This window comes from Candidatus Arthromitus sp. SFB-mouse-NL (genome assembly GCF_000709435.1).
In the GTDB taxonomy this organism is placed as follows: Bacteria; Bacillota; Clostridia; order Clostridiales; family Clostridiaceae; genus Dwaynesavagella.
Window position 1 is genome coordinate 1,408,058 of record NZ_CP008713.1, and the last position, 21,915, is coordinate 1,429,972.

General features: G+C 28.9%; 18 protein-coding genes and 1 riboswitch. Of the genes, 4 read left to right on the top strand and 14 right to left on the bottom strand.

The features are described 5' to 3' along the window. From SFBMNL_RS06715 to SFBMNL_RS06725, 3 genes are all read right to left on the bottom strand, one after another. A complete protein-coding gene (locus tag SFBMNL_RS06715) occupies positions 1 to 1,011 on the bottom strand; it encodes an epoxyqueuosine reductase (RefSeq protein WP_005805309.1) in 1,011 nt (336 codons plus the stop codon). A 16-nt stretch (positions 1,012 to 1,027) separates the two neighbouring features. Then, positions 1,028 to 2,239, bottom strand: a complete 1,212-nt coding sequence (locus tag SFBMNL_RS06720) for a magnesium transporter MgtE N-terminal domain-containing protein (protein WP_242821342.1) — start codon at positions 2,237 to 2,239, stop codon at positions 1,028 to 1,030. A 168-nt stretch (positions 2,240 to 2,407) separates the two neighbouring features. Then, positions 2,408 to 2,821, bottom strand: coding sequence for a hypothetical protein (locus tag SFBMNL_RS06725; RefSeq protein ID WP_005805305.1), 414 nt, complete (start codon positions 2,819 to 2,821; stop codon positions 2,408 to 2,410). 240 nt (positions 2,822 to 3,061) lie between these two features. Here SFBMNL_RS06725 and SFBMNL_RS06730 point away from each other — a divergent pair, with 240 nt between their 5' ends. The 3 genes from SFBMNL_RS06730 (at position 3,062) to fba (ending at position 5,165) form a co-directional block, all read left to right on the top strand. Then, a complete protein-coding gene (locus SFBMNL_RS06730; protein ID WP_242838750.1) occupies positions 3,062 to 3,649 on the top strand; it encodes a DUF421 domain-containing protein in 588 nt (195 codons plus the stop codon). A gap of 23 nt (positions 3,650 to 3,672) precedes the next feature. Then, on the top strand, positions 3,673 to 4,062 hold the full coding sequence (locus SFBMNL_RS06735) for a DUF4363 family protein (protein ID WP_005805301.1): 390 nt from the start codon (positions 3,673 to 3,675) through the stop codon (positions 4,060 to 4,062). A gap of 167 nt (positions 4,063 to 4,229) precedes the next feature. Further along, positions 4,230 to 5,165, top strand: coding sequence for a class II fructose-1,6-bisphosphate aldolase (fba, locus tag SFBMNL_RS06740; RefSeq protein ID WP_005805299.1), 936 nt, complete (start codon positions 4,230 to 4,232; stop codon positions 5,163 to 5,165). Positions 5,166 to 5,185: 20 nt separating this feature from the next. Here fba and thiT read toward each other — a convergent pair whose 3' ends face one another. From thiT to SFBMNL_RS06765, 5 genes are all read right to left on the bottom strand, one after another. Next, positions 5,186 to 5,782: an energy-coupled thiamine transporter ThiT gene (gene thiT / locus SFBMNL_RS06745; protein WP_007440642.1), complete on the bottom strand. Its 597-nt coding sequence runs from the start codon at positions 5,780 to 5,782 to the stop codon at positions 5,186 to 5,188. 71 nt (positions 5,783 to 5,853) lie between these two features. Next, positions 5,854 to 5,959: riboswitch (TPP riboswitch) on the bottom strand. Positions 5,960 to 6,002: 43 nt separating this feature from the next. Continuing rightward, on the bottom strand, positions 6,003 to 6,290 hold the full coding sequence (fliE, locus tag SFBMNL_RS06750; protein ID WP_005805296.1) for a flagellar hook-basal body complex protein FliE: 288 nt from the start codon (positions 6,288 to 6,290) through the stop codon (positions 6,003 to 6,005). A 17-nt stretch (positions 6,291 to 6,307) separates the two neighbouring features. Beyond that, on the bottom strand, positions 6,308 to 7,837 hold the full coding sequence (gene fliF / locus SFBMNL_RS06755; protein ID WP_005805294.1) for a flagellar basal-body MS-ring/collar protein FliF: 1,530 nt from the start codon (positions 7,835 to 7,837) through the stop codon (positions 6,308 to 6,310). Between the two features lie 106 nt (positions 7,838 to 7,943). After that, positions 7,944 to 10,061: a ferrous iron transport protein B gene (gene feoB / locus SFBMNL_RS06760; RefSeq protein WP_005805293.1), complete on the bottom strand. Its 2,118-nt coding sequence runs from the start codon at positions 10,059 to 10,061 to the stop codon at positions 7,944 to 7,946. A gap of 8 nt (positions 10,062 to 10,069) precedes the next feature. Then, on the bottom strand, positions 10,070 to 10,297 hold the full coding sequence (locus tag SFBMNL_RS06765) for a FeoA family protein (protein WP_005805291.1): 228 nt from the start codon (positions 10,295 to 10,297) through the stop codon (positions 10,070 to 10,072). Between the two features lie 331 nt (positions 10,298 to 10,628). Here SFBMNL_RS06765 and SFBMNL_RS06770 point away from each other — a divergent pair, with 331 nt between their 5' ends. Further along, on the top strand, positions 10,629 to 12,011 hold the full coding sequence (locus tag SFBMNL_RS06770; protein WP_042294975.1) for a hypothetical protein: 1,383 nt from the start codon (positions 10,629 to 10,631) through the stop codon (positions 12,009 to 12,011). Positions 12,012 to 12,088: 77 nt separating this feature from the next. Here SFBMNL_RS06770 and SFBMNL_RS06775 read toward each other — a convergent pair whose 3' ends face one another. The 6 genes from SFBMNL_RS06775 to SFBMNL_RS06800 form a co-directional block, all read right to left on the bottom strand. Continuing rightward, entirely contained in the window at positions 12,089 to 13,294 is a 1,206-nt protein-coding gene (locus SFBMNL_RS06775; protein WP_005805287.1) for a hypothetical protein, read from the bottom strand. 35 nt (positions 13,295 to 13,329) lie between these two features. Continuing rightward, positions 13,330 to 15,402, bottom strand: coding sequence for a hypothetical protein (locus tag SFBMNL_RS06780; RefSeq protein ID WP_042294977.1), 2,073 nt, complete (start codon positions 15,400 to 15,402; stop codon positions 13,330 to 13,332). Between the two features lie 46 nt (positions 15,403 to 15,448). Next, positions 15,449 to 17,392: a hypothetical protein gene (locus SFBMNL_RS06785; protein ID WP_042294979.1), complete on the bottom strand. Its 1,944-nt coding sequence runs from the start codon at positions 17,390 to 17,392 to the stop codon at positions 15,449 to 15,451. 140 nt (positions 17,393 to 17,532) lie between these two features. After that, positions 17,533 to 19,011 (bottom strand): M28 family peptidase, encoded by a 1,479-nt coding sequence (locus SFBMNL_RS06790; RefSeq protein ID WP_005805281.1) that lies wholly within the window; start codon positions 19,009 to 19,011, stop codon positions 17,533 to 17,535. A 155-nt stretch (positions 19,012 to 19,166) separates the two neighbouring features. Beyond that, a complete protein-coding gene (pepF, locus tag SFBMNL_RS06795; protein WP_042294981.1) occupies positions 19,167 to 20,960 on the bottom strand; it encodes an oligoendopeptidase F in 1,794 nt (597 codons plus the stop codon). Next, on the bottom strand, positions 20,961 to 21,908 hold the full coding sequence (locus tag SFBMNL_RS06800; RefSeq protein ID WP_369727704.1) for an alpha/beta fold hydrolase: 948 nt from the start codon (positions 21,906 to 21,908) through the stop codon (positions 20,961 to 20,963). It abuts the gene before it with no gap. Positions 21,909 to 21,915 lie beyond the last annotated feature (7 nt).

Consider the following 21,915-nt stretch of genomic DNA (forward strand, 5'->3'; position numbering starts at 1 on the left):
CTATTCCTCAAAATTATTATCTAAAAATAAATTCTTATAATTATTTAATTCATCATTATTCTCGAGAGATAATCTGCACAAAAAATCTTTATTATATCTATTTTTAATCAAAGAGTTCCTCTGCAAAATCTTTTTACCCCTCCATGAACAAGCAACTTTTTTAAAGTTTTTTTTAAAAAAACTATTATTCATATTTACAATATCTTCATCACTTATATTCTTAATAAACTCTAAAGCATCGAATCTATCTATACTAGAATACTCTACATTCTTATTTTTAGGACACTTATCCTGACATATATCACAACCAAAAATCATACCATTTAAACCCTCTATATCATGGAGTCCTAATTTCTTCTGCTGTGTTAAATTAGATACACAACATCTAAAATTTTTATCAAACAACACTTTATTTGGACATCTATGTAAGCACTTATTACATATACCACATTTTTCAAATAATCCTATATCATTAAATTTTTTTTCATAGTATTCACATGAATTTTTCATACTTAACTTCGCATTTGTTATAATTTCTCCTAAAAAAACATAAGATCCATATTTACTTGTATAAACCATACTATTTCTACCAATATGACCAATACCACATAAATACGCTATATACCTCTCAGGTAAATTATTAGTATCACAAAATAATCTATATTCATATCCACTTAATTCTATAAAATGAGATATCTTTTCCAAATACGACAAAACTACCTTATGGTAATCTTCACCTTGAGTATATTTAGAAAACATTTGATTATAAGATGAATTCTCCCTGTAATACGGTACAGCAATGGAAATTATTGTTTCCCCATTTTCTAAATATAAAAAAGGGTTTATTCTATCTTCTATATCCAAACTCTCAAACTCTGTTAAATATCTCCTATCACTTTTAATTTTTAAATAATCATATAATTCTATAAACTTTCTACACTCAGTAAAACCATACAAAACATCTAAAGAATTCATATAATCTATAAGTGTTTTTCTTAATTCATTATCCATTTTATTTATAATCAACCTAAATCCTTAAAAATTCTTTCGTTAATATATCATGTATAAATAATGATCCCCTTAATTTTCCAGAATTATCTATAACAGGAATAGTAACTAAATTATATTTTAAAAAAACTTCTACAGCTAGTTCTAAATCATAATCATCATATACATATATAAATTCTTTATTCATTATTTCAAATACATTAACATTTTTATCTACAAATATTAGCGACTTAAAATCAACTACTCCTTTTAAAATATTATTTTCATCAAGTATATAGATACTATATAAATACTCTTCTCTAACTTTGGTATTCCTTATAATATCAATTATCTCACCAAGTTTTAAATTTATATTAAAGCCTATAAACTCAGTATTCATTATACTTCCAACCTTATTTTCAGCATAAGACATTATATTTCTTATATCATCGATATCACTTTTTTCCAAATTTATAAGTATTCTTTCCTTTAAAGATTCATCAACTTTCTCTAAAATATCAACAAGCTCATAGTTTGGAATATAATTAAGTATACTTATAACCTTAGAGTCACTTAAATTTTTTATTATATCAATTCTCATATCTAAATCTTCCATCTCTTCTAGTATCTCACTAGCTAAATTATCATTAAAACTCTCAAATAATTTTTTTCTATCATTATCATCTAAATCCTCAAGAATTTCAACAATATCAGCTGGATGCATTTTAGAAAGTTTAGACTGCGGTACTGATATAAGTAAACCATTTTCAATAAACTGAATTGATTCCATATCTTCCCACTTTATAACCGTATCTTCAAGATTCTTAAATATTTTATTTGTAAGTTTTTTAATAAATTTTGGAACATATTTTATATTATACTTCCTTAAAAAAGTTGTAACCCCACTCTCAATGGCAACAACTCTAAGCTCATTTCCTATACTTGCTATATGAACATCTATTATTTTAACAACTTTTTTACCATTTATATCTATAATTTGTTTATTTAATATTTCTTTAGAAAGTCTGTACTTATAACTCTGAGGTATTATGTTAAAAACCCCCAATACTTTTATTATAATATTGCGTTTATATCTATAGAATTTTATCTGTTTAAACTCATAATAAAAGTCCTCTCCATCCCTTAAAACTTTATATCCTATAGATAAAGGATATCCCTTCTCAGTTGAAATATAAATATCTTTTAATTTTCCTAAAATATCCCCAAACTCATCATAAATTTTTTTATTCAAAATATTCCTAAAATAAACTAAATTAAGTTTCTCCAACAAAATCACTCCGTACTAATCTAATTAAAAATAATAAATCAAGTAATTTAAATATAATTTATCATAAAATAAATAGGAATCTCAGCTAAATAAAAAGATTCCTATTTTTAAAATTTTTTATATAGAAGACATCTATAAATTATTTTCAGATTTAATCAATGATACTGAATTATCTTTAGGTGAATATATACTTAAAAATTTATGCTTAAAATCAGTATCCAAATTAAGTAATAGTTCCTGTTCAATCTCAAGTTTTATAAAATCCCAATTTATAATTTCACACAAAACATCGCATTTCATCTTTACATATCGCAAATAACATTGTTGAGCTTTACATATGGATTCAAGCAACGCATCTATTATACATCCCAGTTCCTCAACTTGCTTTATAGCTCTCCTCTTTTTCCTCTTAGATATCAAAATATTTAAATTAATATCATTCAAAGTTGATACTAAATTCCTATAATTTATCACATAAATATCAAGCATTTTTAACAAATTCACCAAATCATTATGATAAATATCTACGGCACTTTTATAAGACATAAGCCTAAATAATCCTTTAACACTCTTTGAATCTAAAGTATTATATTTACCCTATTATATAAATGTGATACATAACCCAATAATAAATCCTATATATAGATTTGTTTATATACTTACATAATAATCTTATTTAAGACAATACTAATTTAGATTAATAATTTAAATATACGGAGGATAAACCTAAAGATGCTTATAGTACTATCGCGAACTATAATAATTTTTGTCGTAATGTTTTTTACAATGAAGATGATGGGAAAAAGATATATAGCACAATTAGAACCCTATGAATTTGTCGTTTCCATAATGATTGCAGAACTTGCAACCCTTCCTCTCGAGGATGTATCAATTCCTCTTTTGTATGGGATTATTTGTATTTTCACAATATTATTTATTGAATTTATTATTTCTCAAATTCAACTTAAAAATATAAAACTCAGAAAATTATTTGGTGGTAAATCTGTTATTTTAGTCAAAGATGGCAAATTTATCAAAGAAAATTTGAAAAATGAAAAACTAACAATAAATGACGTATTAGAAGACTTAAGATCTGGTGGAAATTATGATCTATCTAAAATAGGTTTTGCTATACTAGAACGTAGTGGAAAAATAGCAGTTATACCAAAAAATAATGAAAATGAAAAAGTATATCTCCCAACCTCCATAATAATAGATGGAGAAATTGTGAAGGAAGGACTTAAATACATAAATAGAAATAATGACTGGCTTATGAAACAACTTAAAGAAAATAAAATAAAATCTCCAAAAGATGTACTCTATGCATATACAGACTCTAATGGTACATTTAAATACCAATTAGAAATAAAATAATAGTTTGAAAAGGAAAATACAGTATGAAATTTAATATAAAAAATATATCAGTATATGGATCATATACCTTACTTATATTACTTATAATCTTTTCATTTTTGTATGTTAAGCAATCAACGTACCAGATAAATAAAAAACTTGATGTTATCAAAATATCTCTAGAAAACGATGACTGGGATTCTTCGATAAGTTTATTTAGTGAATTTGAACTAATGCATAAAAAAGAACTAGAGTGTTTCTCATTATTTTCAAATAAAAACGATTTACACGAAGTCTTATTATCAATTAAAGATATTTCTACAAATATGGCAATGAAAAATAGGGATATTTGTTTATCAAAAATTGAAATCCTAAAATTTTATATCGAACACATATATGATTCACAGATTCCTAAGATTAGAAATATATTATAAAAATATTAACGATTTTTTTAATAATATTATTTAATTTTGTAATAATATTGTATTATAAAATTTTTACTTATCAATAAAATTTGGATTTTTTCTATTTTGATATTATAATAAATAAGTAGATAATTTCATATACAAAGTTATAGTAATTTTTATTAGGGAGTGATTATATGCCATTAGTTACAACTAAAGAAATGTTTAAAAAAGCCTATGAAGGCGGTTATGCAATAGGTGCTTTCAATATAAATAACCTAGAATCTATACAAGGTATTATTGAAGCATGTAAAGAGAAAAATTCAGCTGTTATACTACAGTGTTCTACTGGAGCAATAAAATATGCTGGTATAGAATATTTAATATCACTTGTTAAAACAGCTGCTAATGAGAGCGGTTTAGATATTGCTCTTCACTTAGACCATGGTCCTGATTTTGAAACTTGTAAGAAATGTATCGATGCAGGATTTACTTCAGTTATGATAGATGGTTCTCATCATAGTTTCGAAGAAAATATAAATCTTACTAAAAAAGTTGTTGAATATGCACACTCTAAAGGTGTATCTGTAGAAGCTGAGCTTGGTGTACTTGCTGGAGTTGAGGATGATGTAGTTGCAGATAGTCATATATACACAAATCCAGATGAAGCTGTAGAATTTGTTAAACAAACAAACTGCGACTCATTAGCTATAGCTATAGGAACATCACACGGTGCATTTAAGTTCCCTAAAGATTTCAAACCTTCTCTTAAATTTGAAATTCTTGAAGAAATCCAAAAAAAGTTACCTGGTTTCCCTATAGTATTACATGGTGCATCCGCTGTTGATTCAGAGAGTGTACAAACTTGCAATAATTATGGCGGAAAAATTAAAGATGCCGTGGGTATACCTGTTGATATGCTTAGACGTGCATCATCTATGGCTGTTTGTAAAATAAATATGGATACTGATTTAAGACTTGCTATGACTGCAAATGTAAGAAAAGTATTTGGAGACACTCCTTCTGAATTTGATCCTAGAAAATATTTAGGAGCTGCAAAAGATGGAGTTAAAAAAGTAGTTCTCTCTAAAATTGAAAATGTACTTGGATGTCAAAACTCAAGCTCAAAATAACAAAGAAGCGTAGAATATTTCTACGCTTCTTTGTTTAAACTCTTTATTATTCTATTTAAAGGCATACATGACATAACTATAGATGTTAATAATACTTCAATCCCAATGCTCGAAAAATTATATACAAGAGAATATATCCAGACATTACATCCTTCTGGTGCAAATTCACTAAAAAATAAAACTCCTGACACAACATTAAACATAACACATAAAATTCCACTAAATAAACTTCCTAAAAATATCATTATCCTATTTTTATTTCCAAAAATATTCGAAAAACCTAAACACATATTAGATAATAAATAATCTAAAATAAATTGAAGTGGATTAACAATAACCAATCCATCAAATGTTTTTAACACCCCCAATAAAAATCCTGATGTAAGTCCAACACATCTACCACGTATGAACGTAATCATCATAACAGGAAGCATTGAAAAAAATGTAATAGATCCACCCTGAGGCATCCTTATAAATTTAAACAAATTAAGTACATATCCAAGAGCTGAAAAAACTCCTATGGTAATTAATGTTCTTGTATCAAACTTACTCCTTCTTAATTCAAATGCATAAATCAATATAAATATAATTATCAAAATCAAAACTAGAAAATACATTTTCAAGTCATCTCCCATAATAATAATCATAAAAAAATGACTATGCTCAATACTGAACATAGCCACACATTATTCGTATATTAACGCTTTCCTACGCTGGCATTATCCAGTTCAGGTTTAAGGGTTGACAATATATCTCATACCATCTCTCAGCTTAAAGCACCCCTAGCAAATATTCAATTACAAATCCATTATATATCTAAATTAATCACATTGTCAATTATATCTGTATCTTGGATAATTCTTGATAAGCTTCTACCATTTTATTCCTAATTTCAATAGCTGTCTGAAGTGTAAGTCTAGCTTCTTGCATAGCTATCATAACATTATGAACTTCACTCTCATCCCCTTTTATAAAAGATACAACACTATTATCAGCTCTCTTTTGATAACTATCCAAACTATTTATATAATTGTTTAACATTTCAGAAAACACATTTGGTCTACTACTACCTACGGTTAAAATTTCTTTATTAAAATTATTAAATCCACTAATAGAATTTATCATCTATACATACCTCCCTATTATCTTGTATCTTCCATCATCCAAGATTTTATAATTTCAACTACTTGGCTTGGTTTATTTATTGCATAATTCTTAATAGCATCTTCAAGCATTTTATTCTCTGGATTTGTATCTTCTATACCATTTTTCTTAATATTTTCTTCAACATTTTGTTGTATCATCTCTTTAGCATCTGAAATCGATTGTGGTAAATTCTCATTTTTGGATGCAGGCACTGAATCCTTATTCTTCTTAAATATCTTTATTAAAAATAAAATGACTATTAATGCAACAACTGAAACTATTATAGGAACAATACTTCTTCTCTTTATCTGAGAAATTTCTTGTTTAAGTCCATTAAATTCCATTCCAACTACTGAAATTGAATCCCCTCTTTCAGCATTAAAACCAATAACTCCATTAATTAAGCTCTCTATATTATCTCTCATATCTTGAGTTATATTTCCATCATATACAAAAGATGCTGTAATCCTTTTTATCTCGCCTGGAGCATATATAATAGTCGATTCCTGTTTAGAAAGTTCATAATTGGTTATACTCTCTTCTCTACTTGACCTATCAGAAGAATTATCTTCTTCAACATTTGACATATTATTATCAATAGGTCCACCTCCAGCGTTTGAAGAAGTCCCATTATTTTCTTTTATAAGATGTTCACTTATAGGAACCTTATTATCATCTACTATTATTTCAGTTTTCTTTTTTGAATCAAAATCTAATTCTGCATTAACACGAACTCTAACCTTATCATATCCAAGTACTGGCTCAATTATAGATAAAATTCTACTCTCAAGTTCATGTTCAAATTTCCTCTCTAAATTCATTTGAGTATCTAAATTCCCTGTAAAATTCACTTCATTACTTCCATCATATATTCCTAAAGATAATAAATTCATCCTTGCATCTACTACCTCTACATTCTCAAAAGGTAAATTATTCCAAGCTGCTGATACTAGGTGAATTATGGATTTAACTTGCTCTCTTGATAAAGATTCTCCAGGATTTAACTTTAAATAAACAGATGCTTTAGCAGGATCTTTCTCAGTCATAAAAACACTAGTCTTAGATGGCGAAATATGAACTCGTGAGTCTTTAACCTGAGAAAAATTTCTTATGGTTCTCTCAAGTTCTCCTTGTACAATTCTCTGTTTTTGTATTAAAAATTCCTCATCCGTATATCCAAATCCGCTGCTCTTATCTAAAAGTTCAAATCCTTTACTACCACCTTTCAACTCTGGAGAAAAAGTAAGTCTTAATTCATCAACCCTATCTCTTAATACATAAATCGACTTCCCTCTTATTTTAACATCTAAACCCATATCTACTAATTGTTCATGTATATACTTGCTATCTGCAGGATCCAAATCTGAATATAAAAGTCCATACTTAGTAACATTAGAGTACACTAAGAAAAAAGAAAGGAACAAAACTAAAATTATAAATGCAGTAATTATTATCTTTTTTGTTTTAGAAGAAAGCTTTTCTATAAAATCTTTAACTTTTTTAAGTATTTCTTTTAATTTCCCCATAGTATACTCCTTTCTCTCTTATTATTACCAAATAATTTTAAAATAACCCCTTAATTATATTAAAAATGCAGGATAATATTATATAAAAATAAAAATGTTGTAAACGCTACAACACTTTAAAAATAATATTAAAAAATATATTCACAAAAAAACAAACTATAAATGCTACACAAGTTGGAATTAAAAAAGCCAAAAATGTCCACTTATTACTACCAGTTTCCTTCTTTATAGTCCATAAAGCAGTAGAACAAGGAAAGTGCAAAAGAGAAAATAACATCATATTTATCGCTGTTATTATAGTCCACCCATTATCTCTTAAAATCATTCCAAGAGAATTTGCTGTTTCAAAATCAATTAAAGATCCCGTAGACAAATAACTCATAAGTAAAATAGGCATAACAATTTCATTTGCTGGTATTCCTAAAAAGAATGATGACAATATCGCTCCATCAAGACCTATTAATTTACCTAAAGGATTAAGAAAATTTATTATATGGTTTATTATACTTACGTCATTTATAAAAATATTTGCAAGTATCCATATTATAATCCCAAATGGCGCTGCAATCATTATAGCTCTACCTAATACAAAAATTGTCCTATCAATTAGTGAGGTGTATAATATAGTTCTTATCCTAGGCCTCCTGTATGGTGGAAGTTCCAATGTAAATGATGATGGTTCACCTTTTAATAATGTCTTAGATAAAATATAAGATACTAAAAAAGTAACACCAATTCCTATAAGAACGATAATAGTTACAACCAATGTAGTAATTATAGAGTTAAAAAATAAACTCGTTGTAGATGAAAAAAATATTGTGGATAATACTATCATGGTAGGGAATCTTCCATTACATGGTACAAAATTATTTGTAATTATAGCTATTAATCTCTCTCTCTTGGATTCTATTATTCTAGTCCCAATAATACCTGCACAATTACATCCAAATCCCATACACATAGTCAAACATTGTTTTCCATGACATCCCGATTTTTTAAATAAATGATCCATATTAAATGCAACTCTAGGTAAGTACCCTAAATCTTCTAAAAAAGTAAACATAGGAAAAAATATTGCCATAGGAGGTAACATTACAGATATAACCCATCCAGTCACTCTAAAAAGTCCATAAACTAACATGTCATGTATCCATATCGGAAATCCTAAATTCATAATAAATATAGATAATTTACCTTCTAAAAAATTAAACATACTCGATAATAAAGAGGATGGAACATTTGATAAACTAATTGTTATAAATAATACCAATCCTAAAAGTATAAACATTATAGGGATACCATATTTCTTTGAGGTTACTATATCATCAATTTTTCTATCCCTTGTATACTTATCTCCTAATTCTTTTACACACTTTTCCTTTACTTTCTTGCATCTTTTGTATACACTACCAATTATTCTCTCTCTATTTTCCTCTACTTTATAGCTATCAAAATTGCTTTTAAAATTTTCTATATAATCTATATCATTTTCATTCAAATATTTATACATAAATTCAAAAAAACTAATATCGCTATCTATAAGTCTAAGAGCAATCCACCTTTTATTTAAAAAATTTATAGAATCATCCATTTTATCTAAAATTTCGCTAACATTATTCTCAACTTCATCATCATATTCTGTATCTAAAGTTTTAAAAGTATACTTTCCTTTTATAACATCATTTATCCTATCTTTAAGTTTATCAAGTCCTATATTCTCTTTCGTAGATGTTATTACAATTGGAACTCCGAGCATTTTTTCCATCTTATCAACATCTACATGTATATCCTTCTTTTTTGCCTCATCATAGAGATTTAAACATATGATTATCCTATTATTAATTTCAAGCATTTGAAAAAATATATTTAAATTCCTCTCAAGAGAAGTCATATCACAGACTAAAACTAAAACATCATATTTCCCAAAACATATAAATTCACGAGCAACTTCTTCTTCTTGAGAATACGAAAGTATTGAATATATACCTGGAAGATCTATAATACCATACTCATTTCCCGCATGAATATATTCTCCATATGCATTTACAACAGTTTTACCCGACCAATTCCCCGTATGTTGATGCATACCTGTTAAAGAATTAAATATACTACTTTTCCCCGTATTTGGATTTCCAACTAAACATACAATACTTCTTGATTCATTATCTGTGTTAAAAATATCTTTCATAAATTCTTTCTTCGAAGATATATTAGTAAGTCCCATAAACCCCCCTAAACTTTTATTCCATAAATAAATTTAGATTCTTCATCTCTAAGAGCAACCATTATACCCCTGACATCAAATAATACAAGTCCTCTTTTATAACCAAATCTTAATACTTCTATGACGGTTCCTTTTGTAAATCCCATGGAAAGTATCCTCTCTTTTTGATACTTCAAAAGATCAATATGATGTATCTCTATAAAATCTCCTACGTTAAATTCACAAATACTCTTCATATATTGGTGCACCTCAAAAATTAAATTTTAACTATAGCTAATCTTTATAAAATTATATGTATTACTTTTAAAAATAGTTCTAACTACCTATAAATACCCAGTTTATTATTCGTACAATCAAAAATACGTATAATAATCTTTAATCTCAAATTTACAAAAATAATTTTCGATAAAATTATTCATAAAATTCTATATTTTTTTAAAAAAAATTGTTATTAAAAAATATAGTGATTTTTATATAAATATTAAAATTTAACTGTTTTTTTCGATAATTAATATGTATATTTTAATTTTTGGAATTGGTAAGTTTTATATATTTTCGGAGGTACCTATGAAAAGAAATTTAAAATTATTATATGGTATATTAATGGCATCTTTTATATCAAACTGTGCAGTTAGTCATATAAATATAAATTCTGCAAAAGCTAGTCGTACATCTAGACCAGTTGTAGTGAATAATTCTTCAAATGAAAAAACTACAAACGATACAAACGAAAATACTGAAGATGATGCATCTTCTACTACTAATTCATCAAGTTCAAATAACAGTTCATCATCAAATTCAAGTAGTAGTTCATCATCAAATGTAGATTCCAATTCTTCACAAAATACTACTTTAATGCAAATGCTAAACTCTAATAAAGATTTAACAGTAGAAGAAATAGCAGAACTAGCTTTATCAGCATCACATTCAATAGGATTTATAGAGGAATTCAAAGAAACTTTTCCAGAACTTAATCCGCTTAGACAAATCACACCTATAAATAACAACTTAAATAATTATTTGGATGTAAATAATGGGGAAATTAGCAAATTAACTCAAATATTAAATACATCAAATTCTCCTATTTCTCCTTATGCAGATCAAAATAGCTGTAACCTATTATTAAATGAAATTTCAATAACATTATCAGAACTAAAAGAAGCAGTAGAAGAAGAACTACCTTCAACAATTTTTTCATTAGTGCCAACTATAACAGTATTTAATGACACATTCAAAATATTATCTGAACAATATTCAAATATAGTTCAAAGCGACTATAAAAACCAAATAACATTAAATATATTACTTGATGAATTAAAACCAAAGTTAACTTCACTTCTTAGTTCTATGCAAGAATTTAAAATTCAACTTCCTGATCTTATAGATACATTAAATGAATTAGCTAAAGAACTAGAAGATAAAGATGATGATATAAATGAAGATACAGAGACACCTAGTGATACAACAGATGAAGAAGAAACACCTTCTGATGATATAGACTCTGAAAACACAGATTCTGAAACCTCAAATCCAGATAATAATGTGAATTCAGGAAATACAAGCTCAGGAAACACAAACTCAGGAACTTCATCAAAAGAAGACAGTACTACAAATGAAGACGTTAATTCTACAGAGGAAGAAATGATTTACTTAGGTGAAAATGGACAAGAGCTTATTTATAATCCAGATGATGATAAATTCTACGAACTTAATCCAGAAGATCCTGAATCAGAAGAATTTATAGAATACACAGGAGAAGTATTATCAATGCCACTTAAAGAATATCTTCAAACTGAAGTATATTTCGATACAGATGGTAACGAATTATTATACGATATGGATACAGATTCATTCTTAAAATACGATGAGGAAACTGGTGAATATGTGCCATATGAAGGAGAAATAACTACTATGACTCTCGGAGATTATTTAGACCTTCTAGAACAATAAAAAATGGGTTGGACTCAAAAAGTTCAACCCATTTTTTTATGCAAAAAAACAAAATTAAAAGATAGAGTAAAATTACTCTATCTTTGAGCTATTTCTTCTATTAAACTTAAACCAGCACCATAATATTCGTCACTTATATCCCCATTATCGTACATAATATCAAGAATCTCTCCTGTTATAGCTCCACTTCTTATAGCAAAATCAAGAAGTATTAAATCTTCAGCACTCAAATATCCATCCTTAACTAAATGATGGTTTTCGGCATCTTCTGTTGACATAAGCATATCATCGCTTACTCCTACTTCAACTCCGTCATATTTATTTTTATTAGTTCCTGAGTTTATTAAAATTTCCTCATAAATAATTCCGTCATCATCTTCTTTTTCATTTATATCAAACCTTATAACATTAGAAGGTGAATCATCCTCATCATCTAAAGAATTTCCTATATCTATACTTATTCCATTATTACTTACATTCGTTTCTACCTTTGTTGGACTCTTCTTATTACTTTGAATTAAACTGTTCTTATTTAAATTAATTTTCTTAGTAATAGTTTCTGTTTTTTTAGTCTCTACTACCTCACCTTCATTGGACTCATATGATTCGTCAACTGAATTATCAACATCAAATGATTCTTGTAATGACTCTTCAACCACTTCATCATGAATTTCCTCTACAAAATCATCAACTATTTCCTCAACATATTCATCTGAAGCATCTTCTTCTACTATATTTTGAATTTCATCATTCTCTTCTACTTCGTCACTTGCTCCGAATCCTCCAACATTTATCCCTTTAGGTGGTGAGCTTGGCTTCTGCAAACCTCCCTTAGATCTCATTGCATGACCCAATGCCTGACTCTCTTGAAGTGATGAGTTATCGGCAATAGATATATTTATCTCTTTGGAGTCACTAACCTCTTGTTCTGCTAATCTAACATTGTGTTCAGCAGATGTTTCAAGCTGCTCTCTCATCCTTTCTTGTCTTGCTTGCTCTTCTGCCTGTCTTCTTGCCTCTTCCTCTGCTCTTCTTGCTTCTTCTGCTGCCTTCTGTTGAGACACAATATCTGCAGCAGTCTGTCCAATTCCAGTAGCAACACCTATAACTGTAGATACAATACCAATTATAGCTCCTATTAAAGCCTCAGACTCTTTTGGTTTTTGGTTACCTATAGCAGCTGCGCTAGTGATACTAGCAACAGTTGCAAGTAATGCAGCCTTCTTTAAAATACCCTTTCTTTTACTTTGATCAGCCTTTGTGGATACATTAACATTTCCCATTTTTTCATCCTCCTTGAATATCAAATCCTTAAATATTAAAGTTTACCACTTGAATTAAAAGTATCTAATAGTTGATTTATAACTTCTATTTGAGCACTTGTAAACGCTCCATCTTGTCCCATCTTTTCAACCATAGATTTGTTAAGCTTTGAAGATATAATTAAGTTAACTACAGCATCATATTCCCTTGCAGTAAATATACCATCTGTAACACTTTTATGAGATACCGCTTTCTCTTGTGCTCTATCATATTCATCTCTACTATATGCCTTATATCCATAGTTCTCACTCTGTGCGATTACAGACTTACCTCCAAATTTAGTATCTGTATACATTCCTCCATATCCAGCACCTGTGGCCATTCCAACTATTTGATTCATACTTCCTGATGACACAAAGTTACCATCCTTATCAAAATATCCTGATCCATCTTCTAAAACCAAATTACCATCCTTATCTATAGTACCTACCCCATTTATATCAATAGATCCATCTGGCTTAATAACTCCACTTCCATCTGGTAGATGTAAATTACCATTTTGATCAGTCCAGCTTCCATCTGGATGAGTAACTATTCCAGTTATAACATGTAATTTACTTCCATCTGGAAGTATTATAACTCCAGCCTCAGGGTCATATTTACCACCTAATTGAGCTGCCAATTTCTCATATTCTTGTGTTTGTTGATTTTTCATTAATTCTTCCTGAGCTTTTATAGCTTCTTGTTGAAGCTTAACTTGCATCTCCATACTCTGTTGTCCTTGAATTATACCAGCTATGGCTGTACCTAAAAATGCAACAGTACTTACAAGACCAATCGCAGTCATAAGTTTACCCATTTTCCCACCACCTGAGCTACCTTGTTGCACATTAGCATTTCCAACTCTATTTGTATTTACATCTGCATCACCACTAGTTTTTAAAGAAGCTGATTTAGTACTTGGAGCCTTTGACTTTATACTTGCATTTCCATTTGAACTAGCTGTACCACTTCCTGATCCGTTATTTCCTCCAGTTGGTTTTAAGCTTCCACTAGTTCCATTTTGCGTACCTGCTCCATTTGTTGTACTTCCTTGACCTTTATTTCCAGTTGTACTTGCATTAGTTGTACTTCCTTGACCTTTATTTCCACTTCCTGTTTGAGTTACAACAGGTTGTTTTTGAGAACTTGATCCAGAGCTAGTATTTGGCTTTAATCCATTTTGATTCGAAGAAGTAGGTCCATTAGGTTTATTTTGTGAGCTTCCGCTTGAAGTGCTTGAATTTGGCTTTAATGTTGACGAACTTCCTGCACTTGAACTAGTCCCAGTTGTTGGTTTTTTACTACCATTAGTTTCAAATTTACTAGTTAAATTAGCAGTATTCCCTGGTTTTATTCCTGTACCGCTTGTACTACTTCCACTTGTAGTACCTGTACTAGGTTTTTGCGTGCTCGTACTACTACCATTATTTTCAAATTTACTAGTTAAATTAGCAGTATTCCCTGGTTTTATTCCTGTACTACTTCCACTTGTAGTACCTGTACTAGGTTTTTGTGTAGTAGTATTATTATTTGATGTTGGTTTAGTTGGTGCTGTCACAGTACTTCCAGCATTTGGCTTAGTCGGCGCTGTCACGGTACTTCCAGCATTTGGCTTAGTCGGTGCTTTTACACCACTACCTGTACTTGATGTATTACCCGACTGAAATTTATTAACTAAACTAGCAGTATTCCCTGGCTTTATTCCTGTGGAACCTGTAGTTGGTTTTGTTGTTGTAGTAGTATTACTAGGTTTAACTACATTATTTGGCTTAATTGTTGAGGACACTCCAGTACTTGGCTTAACTGCTGAAGACACTCCAGTAGTTGGCTTATAACTATTTGTAACCCCGTTTACAGGTCTTTTAAATCCATTACTACCTACAAAAGTAGGTGTCTTAATTGGCGATGTAAACCTATTTGGAATCTTCATCATCGCAGATGCTTTCTTCGCAGTTCCTATCTGATGACCTGCTATACCAGTAACACCAACTAGTGCTGTAGCCATAGCTACTCTATTTAAAAATTTCTTCCTTGATGAATTAAAATCAACATTAACTTGATTCTGTTTTTTATCATTTGAATCCATAATTCTTCTAACCCTCCTTGGACTTATAAATAATCCTCAAACCATTTTATTTAAAACTTCCATTACTTTGGAAATACTCAAGCATCTCTAACGCAGCATTCGATTGATCTAAAGTTAATATATCTTGCTCATACATATACTCGATCATGAAGAAATTCATCCTACCTCCCTCGATATTTTCTTTAATAGCTTGAAGTTGCCTATAAGTAAGAATTCCTTCATCAATAAATTTTTCAAATCTGTCTTTATTTTTAAGCGTTCTAGCCTCAGATACACCTGTCTCAAATTTAGTAATATCATTATTATCGTAATCTACATCCTCATAATACATAGCATAAGTACTTCTTCTTTTACTATCTTCATTTTTTTCAAGTAAAACTGCATCTTCAAATCTTTCATCAACAATCTCATCTTCGTCAATATTATTTCCACCATCTTCGGAAGGAGTAAAATTACCATCTTTATCATAAACTCCAGATCCATCTGAAGGATAAAAATTACCATCTTTGTCATAATATCCTGATCCATCTGAAAGGAAATAATTACCATCTTTATCTAAATATCCTGATCCATCTGAATAATAGAAATTCATATCTTTATCATAATATCCTGATCCATCTGCTAAATGAAAATTACCATCTTTATCTAAATATCCTGATCCATCATTAAAATGATAGTTACCATCTTCATCATAATATCCATCTGCATCTGTTTGCTCAGAACCTCCTTGTGATAAACTATTCATCGCTTCTTGAGCTCTTAACATTTCCTTCTCATGATCCATTTGTTTTTGCTGCATTTTCTCCTGGGCAGCTATAGACTCAGCCTGAAGCTTTTCTTGAAGTTTCATACTTTCTGCAGTTTGTATAGCACTAACTACACTAGATACCATAAATCCTGCACTCATAAGATTCCCAGCAATACTTGAACCTATTTGAATTTTATCTGTAGTAGTTGGTTTCAAACTCTGATCTAAACCTGGTTTTTCATCAGTACCAGGTTTTTTATTGCTTGAGCTTGACTCTCCAGAAGATGGTTTTTTGTTACCTGTATCATTAGAACTCGGTTTATTAGAGCTTGATGAACTATCAGAACTTGGTTTATTGCTACTTGAATTACTGGAATTTGGTTTATTAGAGCTTGATGAACTATCAGAACTCGGTTTATTGCTACTTGAATTGCTAGAATTTGGCTTATTAGTACTTGAACTATTAGAAGAAGTATTCCCACTACTTGGCTTATTAGTTGAACTTGAATTTGATCCTGTACTCGGTTTATTAGTTGAATTTGATCCTGTATTTGAATTACTAGATGCCGAAGTATCTGTTTTATTACTTCCAAAACCTCCATTTTCACCATTCGATGGTTTACTTGTACTATTTGATGTATTATTAGTTGGTTTTTTTGTCGTGCTCGTACTACTACCTGTGTTTGATGTCGGTTTACTAGGTGCTGTAACGGTATTTGATGGCTTATTAGTACTTCCTGTAGAAGTATTCGTAACAGGTTTATTATTACTAGTAACTTTATTACCAGTTCCACTAGAAGACGAGCTAGAAGAAGTTGATGATCCCTTATTTGATGTAATAATATTTCCAGAACTTGAACTACTTGATCCACTTGAAGGTTTTGACGTTGTACCACTTGGTTTACTTGAAGTACTTGACCCTCCTACAGGTTTATTCGTTGATGTTGTACCACCTGGTTTACTTGAAGTACTTGACCCTCCTACAGGTTTCAGCGTCGAACTGCTTGAACTACTTGATCCACTTGAAGGTTTTGAAGTTGAAGTAGGTTTCTTAACAGGATTTTTAAGACTGGGTTTTTTAAAACTTGGAAGTTTAAATTTAAGTGCTTGAACCTCCTTAAGGGGAAGTTCTGAAATTCCAATACTCGTCATCGTAGCGAGAGTCGTTGCGATTCCTAATGATTTAATAAGTTTCTTTTTAAAATTTTTATCATTTTTAACGTTATCTGTATCCCTACTCACTAATTTCTCCCTCCTTGAAAACGCATGAATAACGAAAATAAATTATCTATTTCTCTAAATAATCACTTTTATTCCTATTATCGTAACATCAAAAATTTTTTAAATAAAAAAAATGAAAACTTTAATCAAAAAGTTTTCATTTAATCATTTTTATTAATTTTAGATAAAATAATTTTAAGAAGCACATAACATGCAATTAATACAATCAAAACTATAGCTAGAGTTTTTATTAACATTTCATTTTTACTATCGTCTTCTTCCTCATAATCACCCATAACTCCAGAGGAATAATCAAATAGAAGCTTTTTAGCTCTAATCTCAAACTTACTATTCTTAATATCTTCTCTCACTGAATTATAATTATCAGTAAATTCTTTCCTATAAGTGTAAGTTACAATCTCATCATTTACAAAAACAAATTTACCATTTAAATCACCTTCAAAATTAAAATCAAATTCCTCTATATCTTTCAAAAATTCAATTTCCTTTGGACAAACAACCTTAACAGTATAATTTCCTTCATCCAAATCTTTAAATTCAGTGATTAAAGTTTCATCTAATGAAATCTCTTTCAACTTTTTATTTCCACTATAAAGTTCATATTTTATCTGAGATATCTTATCAATATTCTCTTCTGATAACTGAGTAATTATTTTTATACTTCTATCTTCTCTAACCAAATAATTAAACACAAGTTCTACAGAATTAGATAAATTTTTCTCAACATTATCAATGAAATTATTCATCACATAATCATAATTATCATTACTGCTTCCCTCGATAATTCCAACACCTTCTCCAGTAGGATCATCGGGCAACCCATACATCTCATCCAAACTTTCAAGGGAAGTAGCTTCAATTTTACCAAATGGAACATTACTATATTTAAATGCAACATGATCACCTATATCATTCCAAACTCCAAATGGAATACCTTCTTCCAAATTTCCCTCAGGTGTAAAAAGATCAATTTTCAAATCTTTAGATAATGCTAATAATTCATCCCTAACAAATCCCTTATTCCCACTATTACCATAAATATATAAATTTTTACCACTACCAAGAGATGTTATATCTAAAAAATACATTATATTATTCAATTCATCTTGAGATCTAGTTGAAACATAATGTGTTGGTCCTATCTCTCCATTTTTTCCACTACCAAACAACACAAATTTCAAAGTAAATGGGAAACTCATATCCTTAACTCTCTCAGCAATCTCTAATAAGACAGATACACCAGTTGCTCCCTCAAATCCTGTTGATCCATTAACATCTTCAGAGTCATAAGAGGTACCAATTATAACTTCCAAATCACTTGCCCCTTTTTTAGTTGCAATAATATTGTGAGATAAATAATAGCCCTGAGTAAAATTCAAAACCGTATCATCTGGAAAAGAAATCTCCTCAAATATGGTATCATATCCAAAATCTCTCAATAGTCTTCCTAAATAATCTGCCGTATAAACCTCTCCGTCACTAAAGGAAACCCTAGGTATCCTAGATATCTGTTCTAAATAATAAATGGCATATTCTCCAAATCCACTAGCTTGTACATTAAATTTAAAAGTAAATAAAAACAAAGCAATAAAAACAAATATCTTATATATTCTCTTCAACTACTATCACCCTCTCCAACCATTAAAAACTTAATTCCCAAATATATAATCTATTAATTATTTTAAAACTTTTCGTTAAATATTATACTTCATATTTAAATTTTTAGTAAATATATTTAAAAAAATAAAAAGACGATTAATTAATCGTCTTAATTTTATATATTTTTCTCTAAAATATCTAAAAGCTGCGAAAATCTACTTAACACATTTTCCATTGGTTTTTTAGTCGTTATATCTACTCCAGAAGATTTCAATATCTCTATTGGATAGTTAGATCCACCCTTCTTTAAAAAATTATTGATATAATTTTCAACAGCATTCTTACCATTTTTTAATATGTCTTGAGAAAATGAAAAACTAGCTGCATAACCTGTTGCATATTGATATACATAAAAACAAGAATAAAAATGTGGTATCCTGCTCCATTCGTAAATTATACAATCGTCCAATACCAAATTATCTCCATAATATTTCTTATTTAATTCTCTCCATATTTCACAGAAATTATCACTAGTTAATGATCCACCCTTTTCAACCTCCTCATGTACAATAAGCTCAAACTCTGCAAATAGCATTTGTCTAAATACAGTAGTCCTAATATTTTCAATTTCCTTATTTATAAAGTATAAATACTCATCTCCAGTTGAATTGTCCTGCATATATCTATTTAATAAATGTTCATTGCAAGTCGATGCAATCTCTGCCAAAAATATTGGATATCTAGAGTTAAAAAACGTCTGACTCCTATTTGAATAATAAGAATGAATTGAGTGTCCCATTTCATGAACTAAAGTTGATACATCATTAAATGAATTTGAATAGTTTAAAAGTATATATGGATCAGTATCATAACTTCCTGATGAATACGCCCCACTTCTCTTACCTTTATTTATATAAACGTCTATCCATCTGTTTTCTATTGCCTCCTTAAATATCTCCAAATAATTCATACCAAGTGGTTTAAGCGCATTTAAAGATATCTCTAGAGCTTCCTCATACGGAATGTCTTTAATTGGATTTTTAAACAAAGGTACATATAAATCATAACTTCTCAGTTCATTTAATCCCAACATACACTTCTTTAAATCTATATATCTATGAATCTTATTAAAATTTTCATGCATAACTTCAATTGCATTTAAATAAACAGACTTATCCACATTATTACTAAATAAATTTCCCTCAAGTGTAGAATTAAATCTCTTTGCTTTAGAATACAAAACATCATTTGTAATTGATGTAGATAAACAAGTTGCTAAAGTATTTTTGTAATTCCTATATGTAGAAAATAATTTTTCATATGCATTTCTTCTTACTTCTCTATTATATGATGTTAAAAAAACTCCATAATTTCCTTCATTTAGCTGAACTTCCTTACCATTATCGTCAATTACATTTGGGAACTTCAAATCTACATTTTTAAATACAGATACTATATTATCTGGAGCATCGATAGATGACCCAAACATACTCAACACTTTTTCTGCTTCTTCAGATAAAATATGTTTCTTTCCTCTTATCAAGTTTTGTATTCTAAATCTAATATACTTAAGATCATCATCTTCTATAAGAGACTTTAAAAATTCATCATTTTGTGAAATAAGTTCTGTATCTACAAAACTACTCATAGATAAAAATTCATAATAAAGTTGCTCAACCCTTGTATATATACCCTGATATAAGGTAACAGATCCATCTTGATCTTTTTTCATATGAGCATAATTCATAAGTTTCATTACTACTCTTAATATTTTTTCAAGATCATTAAATAGATTTAATACCTCTACTTTATTATTAAGCTTACCTTTATAATCCTCAATTTTTCTGGAAAACTCTTTAATCTCCTTAAATTCTTTTTCAAATTCTTGTACATCTTTATAAATTTTCTCTAAATTCCAAGTATATTTCTCTTCTATAATATCTCTATTTTCAAAATACTTTACATTCATCTAATTATCTCCTAATTCTAAATTTGATAAAAATATTAAAATATCATTAAAGGCATCATACTTAACATCTTCAACAAATATTTCATGTCTCGCACCATCATAAATTATATGTTCAACATAAATTCCTATATCAGTTAATGACTTGCTCAATTTATTAGACCCTTTATTAAAAGAACAAACAGGGTCTAAGCTCCCAGTCAATAACAAAATATTTAAACTTTTTGGTATGCCTCCTAAAGATTTAGTACTTAAAGTACTTTTAATTCCACTAAATAAATCATGGTAGAATTTCAATGTATACTTCTTTATTCTTAAACTATCTTTATTATAATTATCAATAACCTCTTTATTTGACGTTGTAAATTCAAAGTCATCGATTTTTTTGTTTTTCCCTCTAAAACTCCTATTTAATGTATTGTAAAACGTATTACTCACAAATTTACTAGGTTTACTTGCATCCATAAATCCACACATAAATTTAGATACTAAATAACTGCCATATACATTTGTTTTACTCCCAATACCAATTCCTGACAATATGAGACCGTCTATAGAATCACCATAAACTTCAGAATATTTAAGTGACAAATATGCCCCCATACTATGTCCTATTAAAAATACTCTTTCATCCTTAAATTTACATTTAATAAATGAATTAATTGCCTTTAAATCTTTAACCATAACAGAAAAAATATTTTCTTCAACATTTGAGGTAAAGTACTCTTTACCTTCATTATACTTTCCATGTCCTCTATGATCGTGTATGACAACAATATAGGAATTATTAACCAAAACTTCTATTATTTCTTTATATGATCCACTGTGTTCTCCTTTACCGTGAGAAATCTGTATAATTCCCCTAGTTCTATTTGTGTATTCTCCATAAATATAGACATCTAAATAAAAGTTATCAAAACATCTAACTTTAATATTTTCCTTTTTTATAATAACCCTC

Excerpts from the sequence above, each read along its gene's own strand:
- SFBMNL_RS06730 (WP_242838750.1), top strand. The coding sequence starts at position 3,062 with ATGAAGATGATGGGAAAAAGATATATAGCACAATTAGAACCCTATGAA.
- thiT (WP_007440642.1), bottom strand. The coding sequence starts at position 5,782 with ATGTATTTTCTAGTTTTGATTTTGATAATTATATTTATATTGATTTAT.
- fliE (WP_005805296.1), bottom strand. The coding sequence starts at position 6,290 with ATGATAAATTCTATTAGTGGATTTAATAATTTTAATAAAGAAATTTTA.
- SFBMNL_RS06715 (WP_005805309.1), bottom strand. The coding sequence starts at position 1,011 with ATGGATAATGAATTAAGAAAAACACTTATAGATTATATGAATTCTTTA.
- SFBMNL_RS06775 (WP_005805287.1), bottom strand. The coding sequence starts at position 13,294 with ATGGGAAATGTTAATGTATCCACAAAGGCTGATCAAAGTAAAAGAAAG.
- SFBMNL_RS06735 (WP_005805301.1), top strand. The coding sequence starts at position 3,673 with ATGAAATTTAATATAAAAAATATATCAGTATATGGATCATATACCTTA.
- fba (WP_005805299.1), top strand. The coding sequence starts at position 4,230 with ATGCCATTAGTTACAACTAAAGAAATGTTTAAAAAAGCCTATGAAGGC.
- feoB (WP_005805293.1), bottom strand. The coding sequence starts at position 10,061 with ATGGGACTTACTAATATATCTTCGAAGAAAGAATTTATGAAAGATATT.
- fliF (WP_005805294.1), bottom strand. The coding sequence starts at position 7,837 with ATGGGGAAATTAAAAGAAATACTTAAAAAAGTTAAAGATTTTATAGAA.
- SFBMNL_RS06765 (WP_005805291.1), bottom strand. The coding sequence starts at position 10,297 with ATGAAGAGTATTTGTGAATTTAACGTAGGAGATTTTATAGAGATACAT.
- SFBMNL_RS06770 (WP_042294975.1), top strand. The coding sequence starts at position 10,629 with ATGAAAAGAAATTTAAAATTATTATATGGTATATTAATGGCATCTTTT.
- pepF (WP_042294981.1), bottom strand. The coding sequence starts at position 20,960 with ATGAATGTAAAGTATTTTGAAAATAGAGATATTATAGAAGAGAAATAT.
- SFBMNL_RS06780 (WP_042294977.1), bottom strand. The coding sequence starts at position 15,402 with ATGGATTCAAATGATAAAAAACAGAATCAAGTTAATGTTGATTTTAAT.
- SFBMNL_RS06725 (WP_005805305.1), bottom strand. The coding sequence starts at position 2,821 with ATGTCTTATAAAAGTGCCGTAGATATTTATCATAATGATTTGGTGAAT.